The organism is Leptolyngbya sp. NK1-12 (assembly GCF_032598965.1).
In the GTDB taxonomy this organism is placed as follows: Bacteria; Cyanobacteriota; Cyanobacteriia; order Elainellales; family Elainellaceae; genus Elainella.
In genome coordinates this window covers 4,516,077-4,541,127 of the sequence record NZ_CP053586.1, presented here as the reverse complement: position 1 = coordinate 4,541,127, position 25,051 = coordinate 4,516,077, and the positions used below count along the sequence as shown (strand labels likewise).

At 49.9% G+C, this 25,051-nt stretch carries 22 protein-coding genes and 2 pseudogenes; 9 read left to right on the top strand and 15 right to left on the bottom strand.

All coding sequences use genetic code 11. The features are described from left to right. Window positions 1–590 precede the first annotated feature (590 nt). From HJG54_RS19410 to HJG54_RS19400, 3 genes are all read right to left on the bottom strand, one after another. A complete protein-coding gene (locus tag HJG54_RS19410; RefSeq protein WP_316430768.1) occupies window positions 591–923 on the bottom strand; it encodes a hypothetical protein in 333 nt (110 codons plus the stop codon). A 132-nt stretch (window positions 924–1,055) separates the two neighbouring features. Beyond that, on the bottom strand, window positions 1,056–1,442 hold the full coding sequence (locus HJG54_RS19405) for a HetP family heterocyst commitment protein (RefSeq protein WP_316430767.1): 387 nt from the start codon (window positions 1,440–1,442) through the stop codon (window positions 1,056–1,058). Between the two features lie 87 nt (window positions 1,443–1,529). After that, window positions 1,530–3,023: an HlyD family type I secretion periplasmic adaptor subunit gene (locus HJG54_RS19400; protein WP_316430766.1), complete on the bottom strand. Its 1,494-nt coding sequence runs from the start codon at window positions 3,021–3,023 to the stop codon at window positions 1,530–1,532. Window positions 3,024–3,624: 601 nt separating this feature from the next. Between HJG54_RS19400 and istA the strand changes: the two are divergent. Further along, window positions 3,625–4,710 (top strand): annotated as a pseudogene (istA, locus tag HJG54_RS19395) (IS21 family transposase); the annotation flags it as partial. 439 nt (window positions 4,711–5,149) lie between these two features. Further along, a complete protein-coding gene (istB, locus tag HJG54_RS19390; protein ID WP_316430765.1) occupies window positions 5,150–5,914 on the top strand; it encodes an IS21-like element helper ATPase IstB in 765 nt (254 codons plus the stop codon). 577 nt (window positions 5,915–6,491) lie between these two features. Here the strand turns inward: istB and HJG54_RS19385 are convergent. Then, window positions 6,492–9,719, bottom strand: coding sequence for a peptidase domain-containing ABC transporter (locus HJG54_RS19385; protein WP_316430764.1), 3,228 nt, complete (start codon window positions 9,717–9,719; stop codon window positions 6,492–6,494). A gap of 1,490 nt (window positions 9,720–11,209) precedes the next feature. On the opposite strand from HJG54_RS19385, the gene HJG54_RS19380 reads away from it, so the two are divergent. Next, window positions 11,210–12,109 (top strand): polyphosphate kinase 2 family protein, encoded by a 900-nt coding sequence (locus tag HJG54_RS19380; RefSeq protein WP_316430763.1) that lies wholly within the window; start codon window positions 11,210–11,212, stop codon window positions 12,107–12,109. A gap of 52 nt (window positions 12,110–12,161) precedes the next feature. On the opposite strand, the gene HJG54_RS19375 is transcribed toward HJG54_RS19380, so the two are convergent. Then, a complete protein-coding gene (locus HJG54_RS19375; RefSeq protein ID WP_316430762.1) occupies window positions 12,162–12,746 on the bottom strand; it encodes a hypothetical protein in 585 nt (194 codons plus the stop codon). A gap of 27 nt (window positions 12,747–12,773) precedes the next feature. On the opposite strand from HJG54_RS19375, the gene HJG54_RS19370 reads away from it, so the two are divergent. Then, window positions 12,774–12,914, top strand: coding sequence for a hypothetical protein (locus HJG54_RS19370; protein ID WP_316430761.1), 141 nt, complete (start codon window positions 12,774–12,776; stop codon window positions 12,912–12,914). 148 nt (window positions 12,915–13,062) lie between these two features. Here HJG54_RS19370 and HJG54_RS19365 read toward each other — a convergent pair whose 3' ends face one another. The 3 genes from HJG54_RS19365 to HJG54_RS19355 form a co-directional block, all read right to left on the bottom strand. After that, window positions 13,063–13,425 (bottom strand): phage holin family protein, encoded by a 363-nt coding sequence (locus HJG54_RS19365; protein WP_316430760.1) that lies wholly within the window; start codon window positions 13,423–13,425, stop codon window positions 13,063–13,065. Window positions 13,426–13,578: 153 nt separating this feature from the next. Continuing rightward, the gene (locus tag HJG54_RS19360; protein ID WP_316430759.1) at window positions 13,579–14,103 is read right to left on the bottom strand and encodes a hypothetical protein; all 525 of its coding nucleotides are present in this window, start codon (window positions 14,101–14,103) and stop codon (window positions 13,579–13,581) included. A gap of 114 nt (window positions 14,104–14,217) precedes the next feature. Next, window positions 14,218–14,988 (bottom strand): SDR family NAD(P)-dependent oxidoreductase, encoded by a 771-nt coding sequence (locus tag HJG54_RS19355; protein ID WP_316430758.1) that lies wholly within the window; start codon window positions 14,986–14,988, stop codon window positions 14,218–14,220. A 124-nt stretch (window positions 14,989–15,112) separates the two neighbouring features. On the opposite strand from HJG54_RS19355, the gene HJG54_RS19350 reads away from it, so the two are divergent. The 3 genes from HJG54_RS19350 (at window position 15,113) to HJG54_RS19340 (ending at window position 18,555) form a co-directional block, all read left to right on the top strand. After that, the gene (locus HJG54_RS19350) at window positions 15,113–16,762 is read left to right on the top strand and encodes a DNA-3-methyladenine glycosylase 2 family protein (protein WP_316430757.1); all 1,650 of its coding nucleotides are present in this window, start codon (window positions 15,113–15,115) and stop codon (window positions 16,760–16,762) included. Beyond that, window positions 16,701–17,234, top strand: coding sequence for a methylated-DNA--[protein]-cysteine S-methyltransferase (locus HJG54_RS19345; RefSeq protein ID WP_316430756.1), 534 nt, complete (start codon window positions 16,701–16,703; stop codon window positions 17,232–17,234). The genes HJG54_RS19350 and HJG54_RS19345 overlap by 62 nt, the downstream gene beginning before the upstream one ends. 445 nt (window positions 17,235–17,679) lie before the next feature. Next, complete coding sequence (locus HJG54_RS19340) at window positions 17,680–18,555, top strand: DMT family transporter (RefSeq protein WP_316430755.1); 876 nt, start codon at window positions 17,680–17,682, stop codon at window positions 18,553–18,555. Window positions 18,556–18,585: 30 nt separating this feature from the next. Here HJG54_RS19340 and HJG54_RS19335 read toward each other — a convergent pair whose 3' ends face one another. The 3 genes from HJG54_RS19335 to HJG54_RS19325 all read right to left on the bottom strand — a co-directional run bounded on the left by HJG54_RS19335 (window position 18,586) and on the right by HJG54_RS19325 (window position 20,583). Continuing rightward, the gene (locus tag HJG54_RS19335; RefSeq protein WP_316430754.1) at window positions 18,586–19,161 is read right to left on the bottom strand and encodes a hypothetical protein; all 576 of its coding nucleotides are present in this window, start codon (window positions 19,159–19,161) and stop codon (window positions 18,586–18,588) included. Window positions 19,162–19,546: 385 nt separating this feature from the next. Then, window positions 19,547–19,915 carry a DsrE family protein gene (locus HJG54_RS19330; RefSeq protein WP_036003224.1) on the bottom strand — a complete coding sequence of 123 codons (369 nt, stop codon included), beginning with the start codon at window positions 19,913–19,915 and terminating at the stop codon, window positions 19,547–19,549. A 251-nt stretch (window positions 19,916–20,166) separates the two neighbouring features. After that, complete coding sequence (locus HJG54_RS19325; RefSeq protein WP_316430753.1) at window positions 20,167–20,583, bottom strand: DsrE family protein; 417 nt, start codon at window positions 20,581–20,583, stop codon at window positions 20,167–20,169. 396 nt (window positions 20,584–20,979) lie between these two features. Between HJG54_RS19325 and HJG54_RS19320 the strand changes: the two genes are divergently transcribed. Further along, on the top strand, window positions 20,980–21,951 hold the full coding sequence (locus tag HJG54_RS19320; RefSeq protein WP_316430752.1) for an AraC family transcriptional regulator: 972 nt from the start codon (window positions 20,980–20,982) through the stop codon (window positions 21,949–21,951). A 21-nt stretch (window positions 21,952–21,972) separates the two neighbouring features. Here HJG54_RS19320 and HJG54_RS19315 read toward each other — a convergent pair. The 3 genes and pseudogenes from HJG54_RS19315 to HJG54_RS19305 form a co-directional block, all read right to left on the bottom strand. Further along, a pseudogene (locus tag HJG54_RS19315) lies at window positions 21,973–22,132 on the bottom strand (Uma2 family endonuclease); the annotation flags it as partial. A gap of 243 nt (window positions 22,133–22,375) precedes the next feature. Then, on the bottom strand, window positions 22,376–22,624 hold the full coding sequence (locus HJG54_RS19310) for a hypothetical protein (RefSeq protein WP_316430751.1): 249 nt from the start codon (window positions 22,622–22,624) through the stop codon (window positions 22,376–22,378). A gap of 387 nt (window positions 22,625–23,011) precedes the next feature. Continuing rightward, window positions 23,012–23,290, bottom strand: coding sequence for a Precorrin-3B methylase (locus HJG54_RS19305; protein ID WP_316430750.1), 279 nt, complete (start codon window positions 23,288–23,290; stop codon window positions 23,012–23,014). 216 nt (window positions 23,291–23,506) lie between these two features. Between HJG54_RS19305 and HJG54_RS19300 the strand changes: the two genes are divergently transcribed. Further along, entirely contained in the window at window positions 23,507–24,298 is a 792-nt protein-coding gene (locus HJG54_RS19300; RefSeq protein WP_316430749.1) for a DUF3891 family protein, read from the top strand. Window positions 24,299–24,336: 38 nt separating this feature from the next. Here HJG54_RS19300 and cobO read toward each other — a convergent pair whose 3' ends face one another. After that, window positions 24,337–25,032 (bottom strand): cob(I)yrinic acid a,c-diamide adenosyltransferase, encoded by a 696-nt coding sequence (gene cobO, locus HJG54_RS19295; RefSeq protein ID WP_316430748.1) that lies wholly within the window; start codon window positions 25,030–25,032, stop codon window positions 24,337–24,339. Between the last annotated feature and the right edge of the window lie 19 nt (window positions 25,033–25,051).

The following is a 25,051-nucleotide window of genomic DNA, read 5'->3' as shown; positions in this document are numbered from 1 at the left end:
AATTCCTAAATTGGTTCTGCATTAATATATTTGAGGCTTAGAAGCTGTTTACAAAGCCCTCTACATCGCTCATTTTTGGAAACTTTCCTGACCTGTTGCTGTTCAAAATCTCCAGACACTCCTGCCATAGGATATAAGTGATTCTGTCAACAACAATTAGCTTCAATAGATCGCAAATTGTGATTGATCCCCCCTAACCCCCTTAAATCAAGCTACGGTGTCCACACAAGTCGAAGATCCCCCCTAACCCCCCTTCAATAAAGGGGGGAACCGTAAGCGCAGCCTGGGCGCAGCCACCTACCAATCAGGGATTGAAGTCCCCCTTGATCTACGCCGAAGGCGCATCCCCGTAGGGGTTTAGGGGAATTTAGGGGGATCTGACCCAGCATGACGATGCAATCTGGCGCATTTTCGATCTACTGAGCCTATAAACTGAGCCTATAAAGTTCTAGACTCAGCACAGAACTTTATAAGCTCAAGACGATTGAAGTTTTCCCAGCGTGTAAAAGCTAAGCGGCGGTTGGGGAAACAATCAACATATTCCAAATAGCTTTTGAGGTGGGGGAAGTTGAAGAATTTTAGATGCAGGTTTACGGTAAATCGATAGCAAGCACAAAGCCTCGTGCAACTGCTATATCCCTGCCGGGTATATAGTAAGTCCGCGTTCTTTTAATGACTTTGTCTCCCTCACCATAAACAGTGACTTCTGCCATCGGATTGTCACCAACTGCAATCGCTCTACCGCGTCCGAATCCGATAGAACCACCATTCCCTAACTGTACAGCTCTAGTATTTGTATTAGCGTCAGTGAGAGTTAAAACTCCGCTAGCGGTTGCATAAGCATTCACAGCTACCAGCGCTCCACCGCAGACAGAGTTAGGGACGGCAATGCTTTCTAAGTAATTCAGATCATTGATTTGCATAGCTTCATAACCAATTAGTTTCTATAAACTGGACCCCGAGGTTGATTTAGATCATCCATCAATGTCCAGCTAATTAGCGTCTTTGTAGGATGGGCAATCAGTTTGACGCAAAGTAGTTTCGCAAATTCATTCTCACAAATGAGTGACAACTCTCAAAGCTTTATAGATTTCTACGTCACTCCAAGTATAACTTCCTCCTTTAATCAACGCCTGTTTTTGCTTGATGGTTTCCAGATAACCTAAATCTTCAATCTGGCAATTGCTATTCGATAATCTTGATTCTTCAGAGTGCTGCTTGTAGGTTTTTGGCCCATGCTGTTGCCGTTTACAATTTTGGCTGTTTTCCTTCATCAAACGGTTATAGGTGCGATAGGGAATGTAGTGCAGCGGATTGTATCCTGCGAACCGTAGGATCAGAACACAAGCCCACGAGTATTTTCCTTCCAGAATGGCCTCTACCACTTGGGTGAATTGATCCACAGTCATGGCTTTATGCAACTTAGAGTGATTTTCCAACATCACAAATACCTCTAGCAAATCTAATATCTCAATGTGAGATTGAAACTGCTCAGCAAAAACTAGGACGCGAACTACCCCACCTGATCGCTACAGGTTAATTCCAGCTTCGCGTAGTTTTTTGATTGGGTCGAGGAAGATATCCAGCAGCCGTCGCTGACGAGTCACGACTTCCGCCTGAGCCGTTTGGCCTGGTTTCAGTTGAACGGTCCGACCTTCATGAACCACTGCTTTACGGTCAAGGGCGATTTTTAGCCGATACACAGCATTTCCACGCTCATCCGTTTCTGCATCTGGCGAAATAGCAATCACTCGACCCGGAACAATTCCGTACTCCTGATAGGGAAAAGCATCAAATTTGACCTGAGCTTTCATATTCACCTGCACCAAGCCAGCTTCATGATTCGGCACGAGGGCAGACAAAATCAACGGTGCCCGCTCTGGCGTAATTTCTGCCACGGTTTGCCCAGGTTGGATCACTTCTCCGCTATTTTTCAGCTTTAAGGTAGAAATCGTCCCATTCACAGGAGCATACAAATACATTTGCTCCAGCTTGGTTTGGGCAGCTTTCAGCAATGTTTCAGTCTCAGTAATTTTAGCTTGTAGTTGTGCTGCCTCTAGCTCTAGCTTCTGAATGCGTTCCTGCATTTGCAACAAATCCTGTTTGCCTTTAGCCTGCGTTTGAACAAGCTGAGCTTGGAGACGTTCTGCTTCTGTCGTTGACTGCTTGAGCTGGCCTTGATGTTGAATCACGGTGCGGTGGTGCTGACGCAGGGTTTGCTCCAACTCAAACAAGCGATCTTTGGCAAACGCTCCTGCTTCAATCAGCGGCTGAAGACGAGCCAAACGCTCTTCGTAAGCCTCAGCTTCTACCTGTAGCTGGCCGAGGATAGTCTGTGTGGTTTGCGTACTCGCTTTTGCTTGGGCAATGGCAGCTTCCTGTTCTTCCGCCTGAGCCGTGGTAATGGCCTGCTGAATATCTAAGCCAAACTGAGTTTGTTTGATGATGCCTTGGGTCTGCAGCAGCTGAAGCCGATAGGCCGACAGACTTTGTTGAAGCCGATCTACCTCAGCATTAGCCAAGCGCGAATCAAACTGGGCAATAACATCACCCGCTTTCACATGTTGCCCTTCTGCGGCGAGAACTCTAGCAATTTCTCCCTGCATCACCGGCTGTACTTTGTACACCTCTCCCTGCGGAACAAGCCGTCCTTGCGCGTGGCTCACCTCCTGGACTCGGCTAAACCAGGCCCAGACGGTAAACAGCACACAAAACGAAAGACCACCCAGCATCAGCAGTCGCGGAAAGTTTGCTGGAGGCTGATCCAGTAAAGTCTGGAGGGCTACACTCCACTGAGATGATGCAGGCTTGCGAGCGGCTGGGCTAGCAGACGGGCGCTCCGGTTGGGGATTGGGCGGTGGTGCTTGGGGAGACGCAATCCCACCATAGATCTGAGCCGCCTGCTGGTTTGATAGCACCTCCAGAGATTCGGCGGGAAGCGTAGCAATCCCATCAGACAAAAAATCTGGTAGAACAGACAATTGGAAGCCGTTTGAAGAAAAGTCGGGGGCGATATTTGGCATAGTTTAAACCTGACAAGTGACTGTAAAACAGGTAATTTCAAACCAGGTGACTGCAAACTAGATAATCCAAACTGATAGCTCAAAGCAGGGGCAGCTATTTTCAGTTTGAGCAGATTTGAGTTTAAGCAGATTTGAGTTTGAGCAGGGCATTGCAGCTCAAGCCAATCTTGCAAATCCAAGTTTCAAATCTAAGTTTCAAGTCCAAGCGAGAAGCAAGCCGTATGTTCTAAAGTGCTAAACGATTGGAAGTAAGGGCTACAGCAGGTTTGCCACTTCTATCCGGGCTTTGGGTGATTCTGATTAATTCAATTCAATCCTTCCGCGCAGCTTTGTATCGATATTTTATTAAGCTCGTATCGGTCAGCATTGATCAAACTATATGAACTAATAGGGGATAGTGCTGCGTGTGTTAGGCGACAATACCTTTAGCCAAAGATGACAACTACTTGACCGGTTCTAGATCGCCTCTTTTGGTTTTTGAGATCATAAACAGATTGGAGATCGCAAAGGGAGCTGGCGACAACTAGATTAGGTCTAGCCAGGACCATAGAAAAAGCACTAGATCAATCCCAAAGAGAAAACGGGACGAGGGCTAGTGCAGATGCTTCAACCTTATCAAGTTCAGGTGTATATGCGCGCACGGGAGCAGGGCTGTACCCAGCCCCAATCTGCTGTTATTGCTGGGTTTTCTGAGCGTAGCGGTCGTCGGATTGAGTCCGGGGAGCGTTCCCCAAACTTAGGAGAGGAACGGACCTGGCGCACGCGCCCCGACCCGTTAGCTCAGGTGTGGGAGAGTGAACTGGAGCCGATGCTCAAAGCGGAACCGCGCCTGGAGGCAATGACGCTCTACGAATACCTGGTGGAGAAATACCCGGGGCAGTATGAGCAGACCCTAAGAACCGTGCAGCGACGAGTGCAAGCGTGGAAAGCCTTATACGGTGACCCCAAAGAGGTGATGTTTGAGATCCGGCATGTGCCTGGAGAGATGGGGTTATCTGACTTTACCGAACTCAAAGATGTGACGATTACGATTGGCGGACAAGCGTTTGAGCATATTCTCTACCATTACCGCTTAGCCTACAGCGGCTGGCAGTACGTGCAAGTGATCCAGGGTGGCGAGAGCTTCATTGGCTTATCCGAGGGCTTGCAGAATGCCCTATTTGCCTGTGGAGGAGTACCGCAGATCCATCGCACCGATAGCCTCAGTGCCGCTTACCGGAATATGGCGGGTAAGCGCTACAAGCCGCTGACCCAGTTGTACGACCAATTGTGTGAGCACTATCGAATGCGACCGACCCGCAACAACACGGGAATCGCCCATGAGAATGGGTCGATAGAATCTCCCCACGGGCATTTCAAGCGTCGGTTGACTCAGCACCTCTATCTACGTGGCAGTTTTGATTTTGAGTCAGTAGCGGCTTATCAACGGTTCATTGAACAGGTGGTCACCACTCTCAATGGCAAATGTGCAACCAAATACGAGGAAGAAAAGGCTCACTTGCAACCGTTACCCCGCTATCGTGTGGCAGATTACGAAGAATTGCTAGTGCGGGTGAGCCGCTACAGCACGATTGAAGTTCGCTGCGTCCTTTACACCGTGCCTTCTCGCTTGATTGGGCAGCAGTTAACGATCCGTTTGTATCACGACCGCTTGGTCGGGTATCTGGGGAAACAGCAGGTGCTTGAGTTAGCGCGGGTCCGAGGAGCCAGCAGTGGCACTCAGCGTCGAGCCCGTTGTATCAACTACCGTCACATTATTGCCGGGCTCAGGCGCAAGCCCAGAGCATTTCTCTACTGCACCTGGCAGAGTGAGATTTTGCCCACTGAACAATGGCGAACCCTTTGGACGCAAATCGGCGATACTTGGGAGCCGGATAGTGCCGCCAAGCTAATCGTCGAAGCCCTCTACATTGCTGCCACTCAAGATAAAGAAACCGCTGTTGCCGATTACCTGCAAGTACAACTAGAGGCGGGTAGCCTGACTCTGGCAGGGTTACAGCAACAGTTTGGCACTCCGCCAGCAGGGACACTGCCCGCCTCCACTGTTCAACAACATCCGCTTGCCTCCTATGACCAACTCCTCTCCAACAACGCCAGCTCCTCCTCCCTTCCCACCTCTCAATCCAATGGGCGAGAACAGCCCTTACCACAGTCTCAGCCTGCACCTCAAGCAACTGCGTCTCTCTCACATGCTCAACCAGTGGCAGAGCATCGAACAGAGGGCGACTCAGGAGGGGTGGAGCTACGCTCAATTTTTGCTTGCACTTTGTCAATTGGAGTCCGACCGCCGCTTCCAAGTGCGGATGCAACGTGCCCTACGCGAGTCCCAACTACCGCTCGGAAAAAGTTTTACCAACTTTGAGTTTGACCATTGCCCGACGCTGAATGCGGCTGCTCTCATGCAATTGGTTCAGCAAACGAGTTGGTTAGAACGCTCAGAGAACCTGATTTTACTGGGACCCAGTGGCGTTGGGAAAACTCATTTAGCCGCTGGCGTGGGTCAAATGGCGATCCAATTGGGTAAACGGGTGAAATTCTTCTCCGCCACCGCTCTGGTTCAGCAGTTACAGTACGCTAAACTCCAACTGCAACTCCCGTCCACCCTCTCTAAACTTGACCGCTTCGACCTGCTTATCCTCGACGATCTGGGATATGTCAAGAAGGATGAGGCAGAAACATCCGTGCTCTTTGAACTCATTGCTCACCGCTATGAGCGACGGAGCCTTCTGATTACAGCCAACCAACCCTTTAGCCAGTGGGATGCGATCTTCTCCGACTCCATGATGACGGTAGCAGCGGTAGACCGACTGGTGCACCATGCCTTGATCATTGAAATCCAGGCTGAAAGTTTTCGCAAACAGTCAGCGGTAGAGCGTTCTAAGCAGAAGTAATGTTGTTGTTCTGACCTACGTTCCAATCCTACATTGACCCTGGTGCGCTCTCCTGCATCAGGGTAATCATTCTATGCAATCTTATCCAGTCTGATTGGACATCAGAATAGCAGATATTTTTTATGTTCTCTAATCATCCAATACTTGTAATTGTCACTCTAAAACGTCATCTACTTTCTATCCATAAACCGGAAAAATAGTTGTCACCGACCGGCAAAAGTAGTTGACATTAGATATGCGTGGTAATAACGAGTCAACGGGTTTGTATCATCGCAATAGTATTATTCTTAATTGAATTCGCTGCATTCTGCAAAAAGCTGCTCGACTGGTTTTGCAGGTTGAAAAAGGTCTCTACTCAAGTATTTATGCTAATTTCGCCAGCGTTTCAGAATTGCCAAAATGGCAGGTTTTGTAGAAACTTCATGTAAACTTCATAGAGTTTATTGCATTTAGTAATGCACGCAACTTCATGCTTCCAAAGTGTGCGCTGTGTCATCTCTCTAAATACAGATAGCGGTTTTGGCTCAATTTGGATTCATTAGGCCCATCGGAACGATAAATCTAAAACGCAAAACCGCTAAAGATTGAGCTGCTGCTGAGCCAAGTGATAATACAGTCCTTGAGCTGTCATCAGTTCGTCATGGGTGCCTTGCTCGACCAGTACACCGCGATCAAGGACGAGAATTCTGTTAGCGTTACGGACGGTGGACAGCCGATGGGCAATGACAAAGGTGGTACGGCCTCTGCGAATTTGGGTTAAGTTGCGTTGAAACCGTCGTTCTGATTCGGTGTCCAGTGCGCTAGTGGCTTCGTCCAAGATCAAAATTCGGGGATCTCCCAGCAAGGCACGAGCAATTGCAATCCGCTGCCGCTGGCCGCCCGAAAGTGAAGAACCACGCTCGCCGACTTTGGTGTTGTAGCCCAAGGGCAGAGACTGAATAAAAGCATGAGCTTCGGCCAACTTAGCCACCTCAATCGCCTGCTCCAAGGTGTATTCAGGGCGATACAGCGTAATATTTTCCAGAATCGTGCCAGAGAATAAATAGCACTCTTGGGGAACCACACCCATTTGAGACCGAAGTGACTGCGGCGACACATGGCGAATGTCGTGTCCGTCGATCACCACCTTGCCGCGAGTCGGGTAGTAAAGCCCCTCTAGCAGCTTGACCAACGTGCTCTTCCCCGAACCACTGCGGCCCACAATCGCAATCGTTTCGCCAGGATTGACACGGAAGCAGAGGTTTTGCAACACATTCTGTTCCTCATCTTCGTTATAGCGGAAGGTGACATCCTCAAATTGCACCTCTCCAGCAATGTCGGGTAACACAAGCAGCGGACTTTCTGCTGATTCTTCAGGTTTGGTCTCAAATACGTCATTCAAGCGCTCAACCGAAATCAGCACTTCTTGTAGCTCATCCCAGAGGCCAACCAGCGCCAGTACGGGGCTAATAATGTAGCCAATCATCATGTTGAAGGCAACAAATTGCCCAATCGTCAACTGATCCTGAATCACCAGTGACGCCCCAAACCAAAGCAATGCAGTACTCCCAATCGAGTTGATCAGACCGCTGGCAAACTGCAACCCGATGCCAAATTTTTGACCGCGAAACTGCGCATTGATCTGACGGGTTAAATGATCTTCCCAGCGCCAGCGCAGTTCTTGTTCAGCCGCGGCTGATTTCACAGTAGCGATGCCGGTAATCATTTCCACTAAAACCGAGCTTTGGTCCGCCACTTCTTTAAAGATCTCGCGGGAAATTTTGCGCAAAAATGGCGTTGCAGCCAGGGTGAGAATCACAATCGGTGGAATCAAACCCAGTACGAGCAGAGTCAGCTTCCAGTTGTAGTACAGCATCAGACCCAGATAGAGAAATCCGGTCACTAGGTTGAGCCAGGCTAGTACGACCTGCTGAATCAAAAAGCGCTGGATCTTTTGATTCTCTTGAACACGCGTGATGATATCCCCAACCCGACGCGACTCGAAAAACCGCAGCGGTAGCATCAAGGTATGGTGAATGAACCCACCAATCAGCGTGAGATCGAGGCGATTGGAGAAATAACTCAGCAAGTACTGCCGCACCGATCCCAAGCACAGCACCCACAGGTTAAACAGTAATAGCCCAATTGCAAATACATGCAGCGTGGTCAAACTTTTCTGTACCACCACCTGATCGAGAATAATTTGGGTAAATAGGGGAGTCACCATGCTGAATATTTGAATCAGCACCGAGAACAAAACGATTTGTAAGGCAATCGAGCGATAGGGCAGCAGGGCACCCAGGTAACGGCCTAGCGAAGCTTGCTTAAACTCTGTTGCTCGCAACCGTTCGGTCGGCTCCAGCAGCAGCGCGTATCCAGTCCAGTGGGACTGAAACTCCTCATAGGACAGGGAGCGGCGTCCGAGAGCTGGGTCAGCAATGATCACTCGCCGTCTATTGACGCGATACACGACCACATAGTGAGTGCCTTCCCAGTGGGCAATCCACGGGTTTGACTGCTCCGCCATCCGCCCCAAGCTCGCCCGCACCGGCAGGGCATGATATCCCAACAGCTCAGCCGCTTTTGCCAAGCTCTTTAATGAAGCTCCGGCCCGCCCCACATTGGCCTGCTCTCGCAGCAGATGCAGCGGCACCCGTTTGCCCCAGTATTGAGAAATCATCGCCAAACAAGCAGCACCGCAGTCTGAAGAGCTTTGCTGTTCTATCCAGGGATAGCGGTCGAGAAAATCCAGCAGCCGTCGCTGGGTGGGCTTAGGAAATTGAACCGGTTCAGTTGAGGAGGCAAAGGTTGTTGCGGTGGCTGGAGTAGCGGTTGCAGGCAGATAGTTCACTCCTTTGGGGCCGCGCGGAACAGGCAGCTTGGGCCGGGGGGCATCAGACAGCGCCGAGCCAGCCGCCTGTGGATTGGACTGAGCGCCAGATGGGGGACTCGTTTGGGTGTTGGTTGCAGTACTGGGAGGCAAGATCGAACTGACAATCGGCCAGACCTGCATGGGCAATTGATAGACCTGTAAGTCGGTTTGGGCCACCCAGTCAGTCGGAACGGGTTCAGGATGCCCCCAAGCACTACCAATTGGGATCGATGTTTTGGTGGAGCCATCGCCAGGGCCACCAATCTGGCCACCGCGCAACCAATATCGGCCCGGATGCTGCTCGGCATCGTTCGCGAGCTGGGTGTCGCGGGGAATAGTGCGGTCGCTGATGTGGGGCAAAATTTGGGCTAAGTGATGACTAGATAGGGAACAGAGGTTAGTTTGGGCCTTAAAAAAAATCAGCCGCTGCTGCTGTTGAGATGCGCTGCTTAAATAGCGCTGCAAGCGGGGATACTGCTCCAACACAGGAGCCAGTGCCGCTGCCGAAATCCGAATCAACTGAACTGGACTGGCTGCTACAGCTCGGTAGGGAAACACTTGAGCATTAAATAATTCATCTGCGCCAAAGGTTTCGGCGGCGTTTAGGAGTACAGCTGTTGTTTCGCGATCCGCTCCCGAACTGGCAGCAAGCAACCGAATGCGTCCTTGACTGATCCAGTACAAATCAAGATAGGTGCTTTCGGCCCTTTGTCGGTCTGTCCGATCTGGTTGACCTGAGGAATTGACAGCAAGCCTGTGAGCCACCAAACTGCCGCCTGGAATTTCATCTCCTAATCGAAAACTGCATAACTCTGAAATTGGCTCTAGCTGCTCAATACTCTCCTCCTCGACTTGAGCTGCCACCAACAATGACACTAGCTCTGCTGCCCGATTCAGCTGATTGGAGGAGTACACATAGTCAGGCTGGAATCCAGCACTCAATCCTCTATTCATTAATTCACCCCAATTTGCAAGCCTATACGACCTCATGCGTTTAAAGCACGAGAAATTTGATTAGGAATGACACAATCCCTAGATGACAGCATCAATCAAGTCTATTTCTAGCGTTGCTGAGTTGAGGACGATTTCACCCCCAATCTTCGATTCATCAGCCTGCGGAGTCTAGGCAGGGAAGCTAAAATCGCTCAACGTTTTCTCAAGTGAAAGACTATTGCTCTGCCGGCCTGCCAAAGAGCGCAGAGATCCGGGATTCTAGATAGGATTCTAGAAATTCACGCCTGATTCAGTAACGCCTTTTGCATCTTATTTGTCAATATTCTTTTTTTGATACGGCCTTTTCCAGGCTAATGAAGTACAAAAAATGGGGTACAGGGGCACAACCCCTGCGTGGGGACTTCGCCCCCACACCCCTCGTACCTTATCAGAGTGGAAAAAGCTATATTCATCAGATCGCAACGGCAAGCAAGACCTACCCCATAACCCCATCGCTGAGCCTGGAGCAGCCAAGTGGAGCAATCAAATACTTGACTTTTACTGAACTTTACAGCCTTTTTCAGGCTAGTGAAGTACGAAAAACGGGGTGCAGGGGCACTGTCCCTGCGTGGGGGCGAAGCCCCCACACCTCCTGTACCTCACATGAGTGAAAAACGCTGTAGTTGGATTAATGTCAATTGATCTCTGAGTGCAGAAACTTGCACCGCAAGACCTATCAGTGAGGTGGAAGCATAGGCACTACTCACGTTGATACAATTATTCAAGATAATTATTCAAGAAATTATTCGAGATTATTCAATCCACGATTTGAGAGCAGAAGCCTTGCTAAAAGCCTCCAAAACCTGCCCTACAGCAACCTAAGCTCGGAAAGATCAAACAGCAGGGAAAATCAAAACGCAAAGCTTAGTAGACCCTATGTTGATATGGGAACCAGAGAGAATGCAGCGATTGAACTCAAAAACAGACGCCTACCCCTACCAGACGCCTACCCCTACTCGATACCAGCACATGCCCAGTCGCAGAGCAGTTACAGAACAGAGCAGTTACAGAACAGAGCAATCACAGAGCAGCTACAGAACACACTGAATGCACAAATCGCGACTTTCAAAAGTTGCCTCTGTACATTTTCTACTTACTATTAGTGGATTTTTATAACTATTGTCAAGATATTATCAACGCAAGTTATAAAATTGTAACTTTCCGCAGGCAAAACTACATAGATTAATGTGTCTAGCATCACCACAGCCAAATATCATCAGCTTCCTGATGTGGGAGAAAAATGGCTGCTCCAGTGATCAGCAAAGTCCTAAGAGTAATTAATTGAATAATCAACAGAGTGTTTAACCTGGATTTAATGATAATTTAGGTTTTTCGAGGTAGTTTGACTCAAATCCACGAGCCGATCTAGGAGAATAAACATAGAGGTCCGCTCTGGCGCAGAATCAAAATTACAAAAAAATTACAAATCTACTCCATCTGGGCGTGCAATCATGGAAATTAGCGAATTTTTGGCTCATATTCAGCCCACCGACTTTATTGCTAAACCCAATACCAAAATCCAACTTGCCAACTTTGATGCCGGCTTCACCGCAGGGTTGAGACGAAAAGAGATCAACGTTGAGGAATTTCTGAGGGCCGGTGTTGCGGAACTGGCCCGCTATCAAGATATTCTCTACGCACAAGACTTCTATGCTTTACTAATTATCTTCCAAGCGATGGATGCGGCTGGTAAAGATAGTACCATCAAGCATGTGATGTCCGGCATCAATCCTCAGGGCTGTCAGGTCTTCAGTTTTAAGTCGCCCTCCGATGAAGAATTGGACCACGATTACCTCTGGCGTTCCTTTAAAGCATTGCCGGAGCGAGGACGGATTGGTATTTTCAATCGTTCCTACTACGAGGAAGTTTTGATTGTGCGGGTTCATCCGGAAATTCTGGATAAGCAGAAGTTACCGCCGAGTTTAAAACAAAATGAAAATCTTTGGAAACAGCGATTTGAAGAAATCAATAACTTTGAAAAGTATCTGATCAATAACGGTATCGTAGTACTAAAGTTTTTTCTAAACGTATCCAAAGAAGAGCAAAAGAATCGATTTCTAAAACGCATCGATCAACCGGAAAAGAACTGGAAATTTTCAGCTAGCGATGTCAAAGAGCGTCAATTCTGGGATGATTACATGCGTGCCTATGAGGATATGTTTACCCATACCAGCACTGAATGGGCACCTTGGCACATTATTCCTGCCGATCACAAGTGGTTTACCCGCCTGATTGTTTCCTATTTCATCTACAACAAACTGAAAGGGTTGGATTTGCAGTATCCGACTATGGCTGAGCAGCATTATCAGGATTTGCTGAAGGCCCGCGATCTGCTGGAGCAAGAGCAATAATCATTTCTAGTTCGTGATACTGGGTCTAATACTGGGCCTAATACTGGGCGTTCTAAGGTGTTCTAATGGGTAGAACCATTCCTAGGCTACCGCCTTCTTCTAGCGTCACTAAATTGCTAACCGGCTCAATGACTTGTATGAGACAGGTGCGGTCCTGATAAACTCGCGTATAAAACAGAGCTGCTTGAGTGAAAGCATAGGTAAAACTGCCATCCGGGTTGGCCTGAACAGTGGCCATCACATCTCGAAAAATTGGTTCTGTTGGCTTGCGTCCAAACGTCATTTTTGCTTGATCCTGCTGCCAGGTTATATTCATAAAGTAATTAGCAGTCAGACAAGCATAATCTTCACGGTTCGAGGGTGTAGATGTGGGCTGTAGGGGCGGCGCAACTAGGACAGTGAAGGGTTCAGTAGATTTGGCTGGTTGGGAAGCGGGTTGCGAACCAGCAGGCTGGGGCGAGACTGATGCGGAACTTTCCGCAGGAATGGAAGTGGGAGTAGTGGCAGGAGTAGTGGCAGGAGTACTGGCAATAGGGCTGGAACTTTGCAATGAACCCAGCAGGGAACAACTCAGCGAACTTATACTCAATCCTACTATTGAGCCAGCCAGCCCAATCTGCTTCACGATACGACTCACAACTCAATTGTCCTTGCGCAGAAGAAAATGCCTAATCAGCCAGAAATCAATCGGCTTCTAGCAGGTGGGGCCGCCGCAGGAGTTGCGGTGATAGGCGGAGGAGGCTACCTGCTGGTGCGTCGATTCCGTCGTGCCAAGCTCCAAAACAAGGCGGCTTCCCATTCCTGAGCTAATTCACCCCAAACGGCTGTCATTGGCTGTTGGTCATTAGCTGTTGGTCATTAGCTGTTGGTTATTGAGGCAGACAATGAATTAATGACTATAGCTAAATGGCTAATCATCAAGAACTGTACTTTATTAGAGAGGAAAAGGCCAATTAAGCTGCGACCAAGCCAATTTGCTGCAGGATAAAGAAGAGAAATGAATTCACTAAACTGAGGGCAATCGCCCCTAAAATGGCGCTGACGATTCCCCACCGCAGGCGAAATCCCTGCACCAGCCAAGCCGTGAGACCAAACACGATAATACTGCCCAGCAAGGGAATTAACCCCAAACTAATGATCCAGTTGGCTGTTCTAAACCAGGTCGGAAACAAACTCCACAGCCCGCTAAATGCACCAATAATTGCTCCGGCAATCAAGGCAATCAGCGGATTATCAACCTCAACGCCAAGGGGCAGCTTTGAGATAATCAGTAGACTAATTGCCAGGACAACAATTGAAATTAAAAAACCGGTCATACCTCACTCCTCAAAATAGGCTTCAAATATCACATTAATACCACACTCATCTGATATTGATATGCTACTGAACAAAAATCAAATACTGTTCAGATAGCCTGATGATAGATGTGATACACCTCTCTTTATCTTTTATCTCTTGATCATTTGGCTCTACCTCTTGAAGGCTAGTGCCTGCTCCATTTTCTTCAGCATCGTTAACTCCGCCTCGCTGACGCCAATCCCAAACAGTCCCCCCTCCCGCACCGACTCTGCAACTTTGCGGGCAAATGCCATGACCCACTCCTTAAACTCAATCGCCTGCATCCCGGTCGTCTTGGTGCCGAGAATTTGCCCGACCTGTTCAAAATGGGCTAGAGCATTTTGGCGTCCTTCTGCCGCGTTTTTGAAGTTGAGCATTTCCCGCAGTAGGCTAAAGCCTTTGGCTAATTGTAGTTCGCTTCCTTGCAGGGTGGACTGGGCATCGGCTTGAGTCATTGCAGCCAGCAAGGCTTGGATCAGATCGTTAGTAATATCCTGACGCTGCTGCTCTTCTGCCAGAAGCTGAAACCCCGCCTGCACTTCCTGAAGAAACGAAACCGGATCGGTTTTATCGGCTAGCGTCATGGCCATGATGGCTTGCTTAGGAGCTTGCATCAAAATTGACCATTCGCGTTCTGAGAAATTGAGTTGCGTCATGGCTGCTTTCTTAGAAATTAAAAACTGAAGCTAATCAGAGCAAACTAATTAAGGATAGACTAATCAGGATGAACCAATCAGGACAGACCAACAGGATGAACTAATCAGGACAAGCTAACTGCGCCGATGCACCATTGTGGCACTAGCTTGATCGGTCGCTAGAACAATCAGGTCACTAATATTAACATGGCTGGGTCGCGTAATGCAAAACAGAACGATTTCAGCGATATCTTCTGGTAAAAGCGGACACATATCACGATATACATTGCTGGCGCGCTCCGTATCGCCATGAAACCGCACCTGGCTAAATTCTGTTTCCACCATGCCCGGATCGACTGAAGTGACGCGCACCGGAGTGCCTAGCAAATCCATCTTCAGCCCTTCAGAAAGTGCCCGTACTGCTGCTTTCGTAGCGCAATAGACGCTACCACCCGGATAGGTTTGGTGCCCAGCGATCGAACCAATGTTCACCACATGCCCCCTACCACGACAGACCATACCAGGAATTAAACTGCGGCTTACGTACAGCAGTCCCTTCACGTTGGTATCAATCATTTCTTCCCAATCCTGAATGTTGGCCTCATGCAGCTTATCTAAGCCACGGCTCAAGCCCGCATTGTTGATCAGCACATCGACATTGGCCCAATCCGGCGGCAATGCCTGCAAGCTAGCCTCGACCTGAGCGCGGTCGCGGACATCGAGTTGCAGCAGGTGAATCGGAGTGTTGAAGGACTTGAGATCGGCAGCGATTTGCTCCAACCGCTCCAACCGGCGGGCTGCTAAAATTAAGCGCGCTCCGGCAGCCGCACAACTATGGGCACAGGCGGCTCCAATGCCGCTACTTGCGCCGGTAATGAAAACAATTTGGTCGCGAATCAAGGTCATAGGATGGTGATTGATAGAGAATCGAGTGCCTATTTTCGAGGCACCTGAAATATTGTTCAAATTGTTCAAATTCTAAGTCAATTCCAGGTCCGAAAATGGCGAGACAGATGATGCAACTGCTTCTATGCTAGAAATCACCTGCCACACTAACCTCGTATCCTATTTACCTATCCCACCCACCTACAGCCTTTTTCAGGCTAGTAAAGTACGAAAAACGGGGTGCAGGGTCAGTGCCCCTGCGTGGGGGCTTCGTCCCCACCCCCCTATACCTCACATGAGTGAAAAACGCTGTATGTTGACCGATGACCAATGTTATTCTGCTGTTCTCAGTCGAGATCGACGGTTCGACGGTGTTTTCTTCGTTGGCGTTTCTAGCACAGGCATCTACTGCCGAACAGTTTGCCCCGTGAAACCGCCACGCCGCGAACACTGTACTTTCTATCCCAGTGCTGCCGCGGCTGAACAGGCTGGCTACCGTCCCTGCTTGCGCTGTCGTCCAGAACTGGCTCCTGGTCAGGCCAAAATCGATGCCGTGGGTCGCTTAGCAGCGGCTGCCGCCAGTCGGATTGAAGATGGGGCTTTGACAGAACATTCAGTGAGCGATCTAGCCCAATCTCTCGGTATCAGTGACCGTCATTTACGGCGAATTTTGCAGCAGGAGTTTGGCGTCACTCCGATCCAACTGGCCCAAACCCAGCGGTTACTGTTAGCAAAACGGCTTCTCACCGACAGCAGTTTATCGATTGCCGATATCGCTTTTGCCAGCGGTTTTTCTAGCGTCAGGCGGCTGAACGCCCTGTTTCAGAAGCACTATCGTCTTAACCCTACCGCGCTCCGCAAGGCAACCCATTTGCCCCAGGATAGCCTCCGCTGCGAGCTGGCTTATCGTAGTCCGTTCAACTGGCAGGCGTTGCTCAAGTTTCTGCAGCCGAGGGCGATTGCGGGTGTAGAAAACTTTGAAGCCAATGGCTATCAACGCACTGTTCGTGTCAGGCAACACCAAGGCTGGATTCAAGTATCTCCGATTCCCAAGCAAGACAAACTGGAAGTGGTCCTGTCGGCCTCTTTGATTGCTGCTATTTTGCCTATCCTGAGTCGAGTCAAAGCGTTGTTTGATTTGGCTGCCGATCCGATCTTGATTGCCAATCATCTCGGTGAGTTAGCCTTAGCATCTCCTGGCCTGCGCGTTCCCGGTGCCTTTGACGGTTTTGAAGTGGCAGTGCGGGCGATCCTCGGTCAGCAGGTCAGTGTCAAAGCCGCAACTACGTTGATGGCAAGACTCGTCCAGACTGTCGGCACACCAATTTCCACGCCGATAGCGGGACTCACCCACCTCACTCCTACTCCAGCCCAAATTGCATCCCTGTCCCTGTCAGACTTAACAGACTTGGGGATCTTGCCCGCCCGGGCTGCTGCTATTCAATCTCTGGCACAAGCTCTCAATCATGGCATCCTGCGGCTAGACAGCTACGCAGATATTGAAGCCACCGTGACCCAGTTAAAAACCTTTCCTGGGATTGGCGACTGGACCGCTCAGTATATTGCGATGCGGGTGTTGGCCTATCCCGATGCCTTTCCCCACACCGATCTGGGCTTACGACGCGCCCTAGGCGTTGAGCGGACTGAGCAGGTATTACAAATCGCCGAAACATGGCGACCCTGGCGAGCCTATGCCGCCATGTACCTTTGGAAATCTTTAGAGGAGCAAGCAAATGACCTTAACGTACTACCGCTGGTTAGAGAGTCCTGTAGGCTTGTTGCTGCTGACGTCTAACGGCCAATCTCTGACTGGACTATACTTACAAGGGCAGCGGTATTTTCCGCGAATCACCGCCGACTGGCACGAAGCCGAACGAGTCGCTCCCTTTGCCCAAGCTGAAGACCAGCTGGCCGATTATTTTGCCCACCAGTGCCAACAGTTTGACCTGCCTCTTGCTCCTCAAGGCACTGCGTTTCAAAAACAGGTCTGGCAATATTTACGTCAAATTCCCTACGGGCAAACCATTTCCTACGGTACGCTGGCACAACAATTAGGACAACCTACCGCATCCCGTGCAGTCGGAGCCGCCAATGGCCGCAATCCCATTTCCATTATTGTGCCTTGCCATCGGGTGATTGCCAGCAACGGCAAATTAACCGGTTATGCCGGTGGATTAGACCGCAAACAATGGTTACTGCAACACGAGCAGGTAGCGATTGCAGCTCATCCTCCTGAACCCGTTCAGATCTCTCTGAGGTTGTTTTGAGTGCAGTTGATCTGCGGCTTCAAGCAATTCCAACATCCATTCCAGCATTTATTCCAGTATTCATTCAAGTATCCATATAGGCAGCGATCAACGAAGCCTAGAAATATTCGATCTGGAAATGGTTCTGTGTCGCTTCGTTGCCACTAAACCCCTCGTCTAGTCTGCTACTCTGCGAGCAGGCTGCGCCCACAGCAGATTTCCCCAATTATACCATTTCCCTTTGATTGGGCTACAGATCACCAAGCTCAACCGGCTAGATTGGACAGGGTCCGTAACTCAAAACTCAAAACTCAAAACTAAGAACTGGTATTAGCCCACAATGGAGCCGCGACTGGGGGAAGTGCGGAGTTAAACGCTGGATTGACCCAAAATTTTGAACAGATCCAATATTGGCTGAGTTTGGCAGGCATTACCGCCGCAGCTAAAATCTAGAACAGGATTGATTATGAAAATCTCAGATATTGCTGAACTTTTGTTGCTGGCAGCCCTGTGGGGTGGTTCATTCCTATTTATGCGAATTGCTGCCCCTGTGTTGGGTCCAGTTTGGCTAATCGAGTTCCGCGTCTTATTAGCTGGTCTTGTATTATTGCCGCTGCTGCTGCGATTAAATTATTTGCACCAACTTCGTCAAAATTTAGTTCCACTGTCGGTGGTAGGCAGCATCAATTCGGCGATTCCATTTTTACTGCTTGCCTTTGCGTCAGTATCGCTTCCTGCCGGATTCACCTCGATTTTGAATGCTACGGCCCCTTTGTTTGGTACGATTGTCGCCGCAGTTTGGCTCAAGGAAAGATTAACCCCGACTCGCATGGTTGGCTTTGGTTTGGGATTTGCCGGTGTGGTGATTTTGATTGGAGTGCCACCCATTGCCGCGACATCGGCGTTTCTCGTGGCGGTACTAGCTGGATTGTTGGCAGCTTTGATGTATGCGATTGCGGCCCCTTACATCAAACGAAGTCTGGCAGATGTTCCCTCGCTTGTTGTCACCACCGGAAGCCAACTCGGTGCGGCGGTACTACTTTTACCGGCACTGCCGTTTACCATTCCTCAACAAATACCGTCGTTCACAGTTGTGATGGCAGTGATTGCTCTGGCCCTACTGTCAACTGCATTTGCCTATATCCTCTATTTTCGTCTGATTCAGAATGTTGGTTCCACTAAAGCCTTGACGGTCACCTATCTGATTCCTCTATTCGCAATGCTCTGGGGAGCCATTATTTTGCAAGAGGCGGTATCTCTATCAATGCTAATAGGCTGTGGTTTCGTACTGTTAGGAACCGCAATCGCCAATGATCTATTCGTTAAACCATTTGTTCATTAAATCCCAAATTTATTGTAATCTGAGGCATTCCTAACCTCCTGGCGGCAAGCAGGTCTTATTGGTTAGATCCAGCGTATGGTGCGCTCCTGGCGGTTTAACACGCCATAGTTGCAGGATATCGACAGCCTGTGTAGCCCGACCTTTGCTCACTACGAGCTTGACACCAACCGACGGCACTTGATGCGGAATGTCAGCAGCCTTTAAAGTTGACCTCAAGACTTCTTTTCCCTTCATGTTGCGGTAGATCACGGTTCCGGCTATGTCTGAGCAGCTAGGATCGTTGTTTTCGCTAAACTCAGCTGTGTAGAAGCCTGTAGGCAGGGTTTCAGCACAGGCATAGGACGGTTGGGAAATAAACATCAAGGAAAGCAATGTGTTCACCCGATCGACCGTAACCTTCGTAATTGGCATCAGAGCTGCGGTGATAGCCTCGTGGGATGCCATGATCAACTCATGGGTATCAACAGTAAACCCATGCTGGCCTGCAACTTGGCGCATCGCTTTTACCACAGCTTCACGGTAAGTTACGTCACTGCTAATAATACGCTGTACTTCTTTGACCGCAACATCTTCAAGTGCAACACTAGAAATATCATTTTCAAGCATAATTAAATCCTCAAGTCAGTACTCAATCAAAGTATGACTTGAGGATCTGATTCCAACAGTACCCTTCAGGGCACCTTTTACTTCATGCTGTTACTTTCTGGTCGATGTAATTAGCCTACGCAATAACTAACGAGCAGCATTTCTGTGCAACCGTTCTAGTCACTGCTCTGTAATCAATATCTTCACGAAGCACTGATCAGGATAGTTCACTATGTATTTTTAAACCTAGCCACCCTTTTGCAATTTTGCTTGGCGCGAATCCGATGCAACAGAGTCCATGCAAAGCGAGTCATCCATAGATCCGGAAGAATATCAACTCTCATCTGAGCCGGTAAGGGTAGGACATCCGCTAGCAGAATGCCCCCCTACATTTTATGGCCCCGAATCAAAAACTGAGTGTAGCTGCGCCGTTTTTGATCAATTCATGCATCTTACTAGCCCCCGTGATCACGACCCCATCTAGCAGATCTTCCTGTTTATAGCCCCGGCTCTCGACGCAAGGCGTACAAGCCCAAAGGTTGCCACCACGCGACAGAAAGTCTTGCACCAAGTTACTCAGGGGTTCAAGTGGTTTCACCTGGGTCGTATTAATTGCACGGTTTCTGACCAAATCAACGCCGGAGCTGGTTAAAAAAATGCAGACGCGCAGCCCCGCGGTCAATCCGCCATTGGCTATCGTTAAAGCAACTGAGGATAGTTCATGATCTGTTCCATGTGTGACTAAAACAACTAAATCGCGAGTATTTTCTGCCATGATATTTCTCCTGTTTAAGTACTCAATCAAATCGAATACAGCGTTTTGCACTCATGTGAGGTGTGGGGGGTGTGAGGGGTGAGGTGTAGGGGGTGAGGTGTGAGGGGTGAGGGGTGAGGGGTGAGGGGTGAGGGGTGAGGGGTGAGGGGCACTGTACCCGGTTTTTCGGACTTCACTAGCCTGAAAAAGGCTGTAGATTGTTTCGTGGTTGTTAAATCAGTTGACATTCCAGTTGAATCGGCTTGTGTATATTAAAAATACTGGCAATGATCGGCCTTGATCGCCTTCTCTTCCAGGAACCAAAGCGAATTTACAATGCCCTCTGCCTCTGGAATAAGCTGCGATTCCGTCACGTCGAACGTGGCGGCTGCGAGCTGGCATCCGTAGAACCGCACCTTACCCGTCCGTTTCACCAACTTGATGAAATCATGGATTGCCAGTGGGTCACCATCACGCCGGACTCTGTCCTTGAACCATTCTTCTTCTGTGGCATGCTGGCAATCGATTTTGACCGCCTCAGCACCCTGCTCGGTTAGAACCCGCACTGCCCACAGCACGAACAAAATATCAACTTCAACTCCCTGCTTTGCTGCAACATACGCAAAGGTCAACGGTGTATACAGCCGATCGTAGCCGTCATCTCGAATTACAATCGCCATCTTTTGCATGTGATTTTCCTCTGATCAGTTAAGAGATACAGCCTTTTTCAGGCTAGTAAAGTCCGAAAAACCGGTGCAGTGCCCCACCCCCCACACCGCTCGGCTGATTTTTCTGGCCCCATCGGGGCAGTGCGCTCGCGTCGAAGCCCCACCCCCCACCCCCCACACCCTACACCCTACACCCCACCCCCCACACCGAAACCCTATTCACCATTTACTGCTCTCCTTAGTAATCCTGAATCGGTAGGGGTCGTAGAACTTCGACCCGAATTGCTAATCGCTTTAGTTCTATACTTGACTATTTGCCGTTAATATAGAATGACTGAAACACTGGGATTTTTGACCAAAGCTCCAGGCATTGCCTGCTGATACGGCTAGGTTGCCTCCCCTAGTGCTCCTGCGGCTATGGATGTACTTTCAGATATCCTACGGGTCATCCGGTTTTCTGGAGTAATCGATCTGCGTCCAGAATTTTCTGCTCCCTGGATGATTGAGACCCCCTCCTGCTCTAACTTCGCAGACACCATTCAGTCTGATACCATCCGGATTGTTCCGTTTCATATTGTGGCAGAGGGAAACTGCTGGGTAAAAACAACAACCGATATCTGTCAGGCGCTTTCCCCTGGGGATATCATTATTTTTCCGCATGGGGATGCTCACATTTTGGGCGATCGCCTTGATCAAGTTCCAGCACCGATCGCCGATTTATTGCCTGCGCCCCCCTGGAAAGAGCCTCCAGTCCTAATCTATGGCGGTGGCGGCCAGATTACCCGTTTGGTGTGCGGATTTTTGCAATGTGAGCAACTGCTGCTGCATCCCTTTCTCAAAAGCCTGCCGGGGTTTATGTACATTCAGGCGTTTGCAGAGGCGACTGCGCCGCTGCTGAAAACGGGCGTCCAGCAAATTATTCAAGAGGCTGACTGCAATCAGCCTGGAAGTGTGTGTGTACTGACCCGATTAGTCGAACTCATGTTCATTGAAATTCTGCGGAACTATATGCAGAATCTTCCGAACCAACAAATGGATGGCATACAAATGAATGGCATACTTGCCCTGAATGATCCCATCATTGGTCCGGTGCTGAACTGGATACACACCGATCCTGCTCATCCCTGGACGGTTTCAGAACTCGCTAAACAGGCCAATGTTTCCCGCTCAGCCCTGGCAGCTCGCTTTACTGAACTATTAGGCCAACCGCCGATGCAATACCTGATTCAATGGCGGCTCCAGTTGGCCACTCACCACCTGAGAAATACAGGCGAAAGCATTGCCACAATTGCCATTCAAGTTGGTTACGAGTCAGAAGCGGCATTTAATCGCGCGTTTAAGCGTCATGTAGGCATGCCTCCTGGAGTATGGCGGCATCATTGTGGGTGATGGACGCTGTTGCCATCCGAGAGACATCAGTTCGGGCACAAAATCGGGCGTAAGCGGCGGAAATTTTTCTTTTTGTTTGGGTGTGAGCGCATCCCAACGAGACTGCACAACCCACATCGGGTGAACGTTTGGCCCCATTGGGAAGTTTGAAACAGGTGGACGAATCAAAAATCTCACCTAGATTCAGTAGATCGAAAATGAATTTGTTTAGCTCTCTCGGTTTGGGTTTGATCCCCCTAAGTCCCCCTTAGTAAGGGGGATGAATTTGTTTAGCTCTCTCGGTTTGGGTTTGATCCCCCTAAATCCCCCTTAGTAAGGGGGACTTCAAACCATTGTTGGCTTGGTTCCCCCCTTTTGTAAGGGGGGGTAGGGGGGATCTCAACAGGATTTGCGATCTACTGAGATTGTTTCTTCGTTTATCTCTTTACTCCCGCCGGCGATGGAGCAGCAAAATACTCATCACTTCATCGGAGTTGGGTACGGGCAGGATCCGACTCCAGGCACCGGCATCGGCAATGCCGGCCTGATGCTGACGGTGAATCATTTCGCGCACACCTTCGGTAGAGCCAATTAGAATCAAACGTAAACGCTCGCGGTTATCAAAGGTGGAACCGGAGGCAGGATTGGCTGAATTGGGCGGGAACGGTAAATCGGACAGAAACTCGTCTGTCATGGGAATACTCCTTGGAATGTTTGGGGTTGGAAGAAACCCCAAAAATTTAGCCACCCCGCCAAGCACAGCGCAGGATGGCCAAGAGGAGTGTTAAAATACTCCACTAGCCTCCCAGACTGCCCTATACAGTCGAAGGGGTTAGTCGCCCTGGTGCTGCGTCAACAGCTAGGGGCGACGGCTAAATTTTTGGGTAGCCGGATTGTGCCCACAGAAGCAACAATCTTAATCTGATACATTACCGAGATTGCGCCGCAAATGCAACCGGATCAGGAAGAAAATTATTGGGGCTGATAGTGTGAATGGTGGGGGGTGGGGGGTGAGGAGTGGGGGGGTGACTATAAAGCGATCGGGTTAGTATAAGAGGCTGTTTGCAAAGCATTCTAAAAATCATTTCGGCTTGCGTTTGGCCTTGGGTGGCGTGCGGTGAGGGCCAAAGTATTTCTCGCTGCGGTAGCGCAACCAGACGCGCAGCTCTTGCGGAATCTGGTCTTTTTGTTCTTTGGTCAGCGTGTTGTAGAGGGCTAGGGCGCGCTCTCGTTCGCCCCGACAGGCGCGGTTATTGTGGGCATCCCAGTAGCTGCGGGCCACCCGAATTCGCCGGCAGACCTCTTTGACTACTTCTTTAACCGGGGCTGCTCCGGTCGGGGGTTTGTTTTGTTTTGCCATTGTTTTGCTGGACTTGCCGATCTGTGAATCTTTATGAACGTTAGAGCGTTTTTCACTCGTGTGGTGTGGTGGTGGGGTGGGGGCATTGCACCTGTTTTTCGGACTTCACTAGCCTGAAAAAGGCTGTAATTGAGCTATTTCAATCCTAACCCCCAGCAAGACAACAGTGGCTAACGTTTCAAGCTAGGCTGGAATTAACATCACGTAGGGGCCGCCATGTTGTACCGGACGCTGAATCAAACTCGGATTTGTATCACTCAACCGACCCACGCCTGGGTCTCTGGACAATTGGCCCAGCGTTGGGGAAATTCAGAGTTTGGTGCGATTGCGCCCTACGCAGCAGTTTGCCTGGGGGCCGAACAGCACGATATTGGCTGGATTCCCTGGGAGGCAGCTCCGACTTTTAATCCCCAAACTGGCTATCCCCATAGCTTCACAGAAGTTGGCTCAGAGGTGCACACTCGGCTTTGGTCTAAAGCAAAGCATCTGGCTCTGCCGATGGGGCGCTATGTGGCCCTGTTGGTGTCCCTCCACGGCACTGGCTTGTACGAGCGCTTTACCCACTGGAAGCAGTCCCCTGAATCGACCCGGATTGTCGAAGCGTTTCTCAACCAGGAGCGAGAATTTCAACAGCTGCTGCTCCAGCAGTTAGCGCAAGACTCGGCCTATGCACCCTATGTGGAACCCGATGTGATCGCCCGCAATCAGCGTCTGGTTGCCACTATGGACGCCCTATCGCTCGCGCTTTGTATGGCACCCACCACACCCCAGCAGTTGGAGCATGTGCCCACGACCAGCGGAGAAACCACTCTAACGCTAGTGCCCAATCCTGATGACCCGACTCAGTGGTGGCTGGAACCGTGGTGTTTTCAAACCAAGCAGGTGACAGTAGTGTTTGAGGGGCGCGTGCTTCAGCAGCAGGCCAGCAGCGAACAATTCATGCGGGAACAGTTGGCAGACGCAGATTGGGTGACGCTGACAGCGACCCTGCAGGCAGCAGGGGAATAGGCTGATTGACTGATTAGCAATAGTGTTTAGAGATACTGTTAATATTCAATTCCTGCTTGGGCCTTAATGCCCTGTTCCCGAAACGGATGCTTTACCAGGGTCATTTCTGTCACTAGATCGGCCTGCTCGATTAGGGCCGGTGGAGCACCTCTGCCAGTCAAAATTACATGGGAGTTGTGGGGTTTCTCGACGAGTCCAGCCAAGACATCGGCCACATCCAAGTAGCCCAACTTGAGCGCCACATTCACCTCATCCAGCAGCACTAACTTGAATTCAGGATTACGGATAAACAGGAGCGCCTGCTGCCATGCTTCCTGAGCCTTTTGCTGGTCGCGCTCTCGGTCTTGGGTTTCCCAGGTAAAGCCTTCACCCATGGCATGAAATTCGAGCTGTGCTGGTTTATCTGGAGTAGCTACCGTCCATTGCACCAAAACCGCCTTTTCTGCCGGCTCCCAGGCTCCTTTAATAAATTGCACAATCGCCACTCGATGGCCATGCCCCAGCGAGCGCAGCACCATACCCAGAGCTGCTGTGGTTTTGCCTTTGCCATTGCCGGTATGGACGATAATCAAGCCCTTCTCTTGGGTGCGTTCGGCCAAGCGCTGTTCCTGCACTTCCTTGCGACGCTGCATTTTCCGGCGATACTGCTCAGTTGTCAGGCCGCTAGCGGTGGCTTCTGCATCGAGTTGGATGGCTTCGCGATCGGCGGCGGGGGTGATGGGGGTTGGTTCCATGGGTGGGGGGGGTGAGGGG

Excerpts from the sequence above, each read along its gene's own strand:
- HJG54_RS19410 (WP_316430768.1), bottom strand. The coding sequence starts at position 923 with ATGCAAATCAATGATCTGAATTACTTAGAAAGCATTGCCGTCCCTAAC.
- HJG54_RS19405 (WP_316430767.1), bottom strand. The coding sequence starts at position 1,442 with ATGTTGGAAAATCACTCTAAGTTGCATAAAGCCATGACTGTGGATCAA.
- HJG54_RS19400 (WP_316430766.1), bottom strand. The coding sequence starts at position 3,023 with ATGCCAAATATCGCCCCCGACTTTTCTTCAAACGGCTTCCAATTGTCT.
- istB (WP_316430765.1), top strand. The coding sequence starts at position 5,150 with ATGGGCGAGAACAGCCCTTACCACAGTCTCAGCCTGCACCTCAAGCAA.
- HJG54_RS19385 (WP_316430764.1), bottom strand. The coding sequence starts at position 9,719 with ATGAATAGAGGATTGAGTGCTGGATTCCAGCCTGACTATGTGTACTCC.
- HJG54_RS19380 (WP_316430763.1), top strand. The coding sequence starts at position 11,210 with ATGGAAATTAGCGAATTTTTGGCTCATATTCAGCCCACCGACTTTATT.
- HJG54_RS19370 (WP_316430761.1), top strand. The coding sequence starts at position 12,774 with ATGCCTAATCAGCCAGAAATCAATCGGCTTCTAGCAGGTGGGGCCGCC.
- HJG54_RS19365 (WP_316430760.1), bottom strand. The coding sequence starts at position 13,425 with ATGACCGGTTTTTTAATTTCAATTGTTGTCCTGGCAATTAGTCTACTG.
- HJG54_RS19360 (WP_316430759.1), bottom strand. The coding sequence starts at position 14,103 with ATGACGCAACTCAATTTCTCAGAACGCGAATGGTCAATTTTGATGCAA.
- HJG54_RS19355 (WP_316430758.1), bottom strand. The coding sequence starts at position 14,988 with ATGACCTTGATTCGCGACCAAATTGTTTTCATTACCGGCGCAAGTAGC.
- HJG54_RS19350 (WP_316430757.1), top strand. The coding sequence starts at position 15,113 with ATGCTAGAAATCACCTGCCACACTAACCTCGTATCCTATTTACCTATC.
- HJG54_RS19345 (WP_316430756.1), top strand. The coding sequence starts at position 16,701 with ATGACCTTAACGTACTACCGCTGGTTAGAGAGTCCTGTAGGCTTGTTG.
- HJG54_RS19340 (WP_316430755.1), top strand. The coding sequence starts at position 17,680 with ATGAAAATCTCAGATATTGCTGAACTTTTGTTGCTGGCAGCCCTGTGG.
- HJG54_RS19335 (WP_316430754.1), bottom strand. The coding sequence starts at position 19,161 with ATGCTTGAAAATGATATTTCTAGTGTTGCACTTGAAGATGTTGCGGTC.
- HJG54_RS19330 (WP_036003224.1), bottom strand. The coding sequence starts at position 19,915 with ATGGCAGAAAATACTCGCGATTTAGTTGTTTTAGTCACACATGGAACA.
- HJG54_RS19325 (WP_316430753.1), bottom strand. The coding sequence starts at position 20,583 with ATGCAAAAGATGGCGATTGTAATTCGAGATGACGGCTACGATCGGCTG.
- HJG54_RS19320 (WP_316430752.1), top strand. The coding sequence starts at position 20,980 with ATGGATGTACTTTCAGATATCCTACGGGTCATCCGGTTTTCTGGAGTA.
- HJG54_RS19310 (WP_316430751.1), bottom strand. The coding sequence starts at position 22,624 with ATGACAGACGAGTTTCTGTCCGATTTACCGTTCCCGCCCAATTCAGCC.
- HJG54_RS19305 (WP_316430750.1), bottom strand. The coding sequence starts at position 23,290 with ATGGCAAAACAAAACAAACCCCCGACCGGAGCAGCCCCGGTTAAAGAA.
- HJG54_RS19300 (WP_316430749.1), top strand. The coding sequence starts at position 23,507 with ATGTTGTACCGGACGCTGAATCAAACTCGGATTTGTATCACTCAACCG.
- cobO (WP_316430748.1), bottom strand. The coding sequence starts at position 25,032 with ATGGAACCAACCCCCATCACCCCCGCCGCCGATCGCGAAGCCATCCAA.